General features: G+C 62.6%; 2 protein-coding genes and 1 pseudogene. All 3 read left to right on the top strand.

Annotated elements, in window-relative coordinates; genetic code table 11:
• The coding region (locus tag EN893_RS33240) for a 4a-hydroxytetrahydrobiopterin dehydratase (protein ID WP_206640225.1) at nt 1–173 on the top strand (173 nt) is incomplete at its 5' end.
• A 118-nt stretch (nt 174–291) separates the two neighbouring features.
• On the top strand, nt 292–1,380 hold the full coding sequence (locus tag EN893_RS33235; RefSeq protein ID WP_127269824.1) for a tungsten formylmethanofuran dehydrogenase: 1,089 nt from the start codon (nt 292–294) through the stop codon (nt 1,378–1,380).
• Nucleotides 1,374–1,575, top strand: a pseudogene (locus tag EN893_RS33230) (formylmethanofuran dehydrogenase subunit A); the annotation flags it as partial. The gene EN893_RS33235 and the pseudogene EN893_RS33230, both read left to right, overlap by 7 nt.

The following is a 1,575-nucleotide window of genomic DNA, read 5'->3' as shown; positions in this document are numbered from 1 at the left end:
CCTGGGTCGAGGTGCGCCTGATGAACCACGCGGCGAAAGGCATTACCGACAAGGATTTCGAGTTGGCGAAAAAGATCGAGGATGTTGTCCAGTGGCAGCCGGCCAAGGAAGGCGGGGCGCTGGAGGGCACTCCGCTGACCGATCAACGCTTCGCTTACGTCAAATATGACTAAGCAGGGTCGGAATTTGTTGATAGCGTATGAAAACATTCGCTGATCCGCTGCAAGGTGGGGTTCACGGCCAATCCAGTTTCGTCTAGGATCGTGGCGGCACCAGAAAGTAGTTTAGCGAATGGCGGTTGCTTGGATCGGCAACCGGGAAGCGCTGATTGAGCGCGCGGCTGCGCATGCCGCGTCGCTACTGTCGTCAAGTCGGTGCCCGGTTTTCAGCTTTGATACGGATATAGACGGCACGAGGGCGGCGATCGCGCTGGCTGAGAGGGCTGGCGCGGCATACGACCATGCCGATGGCGCGGCACTTGCCCGGGAGACTGCGCTTTTTACGGACAAGGGGGCAATGACCGTCGCCCCCGGAGAGACGCGCCGGCGTGCCGATGTCGTGGTGATCGTGGGCGAGCTCCCGCGGATCCATCATGGTCTTGTTGGCGAACTCGCCGGGACGGTTCCCGACCTCTCGACCGTGAACCAGCGCGCGTTCTTCGTGGTAGGCCCGAACGGGATGTCTGTGCCGCCGCTGAACGGCGGGCGCGAGGCAACGCGACTTTCCTGTGGCCAAGCTAGCCTCGCCGCCACGCTGGCGGCGCTGAGGACACAGCACAAAGGGCGGCGTACATCGCAACCGGTGTCGAATTTCAATGATTTCGCCAAAGCGTTGGCGGCCGCGCATTTTCCCGTGTTCCTGTTTTCAGGCCACGCCGCCGAAGGCCTGGCATTGGAGATGCTGCAAGGACTGATCGCCGATCTCAATCACAAATCGCGCGCATCCGGCCTTCATCTGCCGGCGAACGAAAGCGGCTGGGGAAGCACGCTCGCCTCGGCCTGGATGACAGGTTTTCCGCTGCGCACCGGCTTTGCGCGCGGTTTCCCGGAATTCGATCCCTGGCGCTGCGATGTGGCTCGCATGATCGCTGCCGGCGAAGCCGACCTGCACCTGCGGATCTCCGCCATAACTGCCCAGCCGAAGGAAAAAAAGCGACGCATGGCGTTGATTGCGTTGACGAAAACGCAAGAGCCGGTTGCCGGCGCCGCAGTCACCATCGCCATCGGCGAAGCTGGGGTCGATCACGATGCGGTTGTCTACTCCAGCCGCACGGGCTCGCTCAGGTCGATCGATGCGCAAGCGGCCTCGCAATTGCCCTCCGCCGCGATGATCATCCGCCTGATCGCTAGCCACGCTTTCGCCGAGCCACTGCCATGCTGACGAAAATCGCCGGCGGCGACATCATCGATCCCGTCAACGGCCGTCTCGGCAAGGGCGACCTTTGGGTCAAGGACGACAAGATCGTTTCGGCGCCGGCGGGAGGGGCGGCCGACCGGATCATCGAAGCCAGCGGCTGCATCGTGATGGCTGGCGCCATCGACATCCACTCCCACATTGGCGGCGGCAATGTGAACA

The sequence above is a fragment of the Mesorhizobium sp. M7A.F.Ca.CA.004.04.2.1 genome (assembly GCF_004022825.1).
Classification (GTDB): domain Bacteria; phylum Pseudomonadota; class Alphaproteobacteria; order Rhizobiales; family Rhizobiaceae; genus Mesorhizobium.
Note: the sequence above shows the minus strand (reverse complement) of the source record. Positions and strands in the feature narration are given on the sequence as shown.

What these genes read in the sequence shown, in the direction of transcription:
- EN893_RS33235 (WP_127269824.1), top strand. Translation starts at nt 292, where the DNA reads ATGGCGGTTGCTTGGATCGGCAACCGGGAAGCGCTGATTGAGCGCGCG.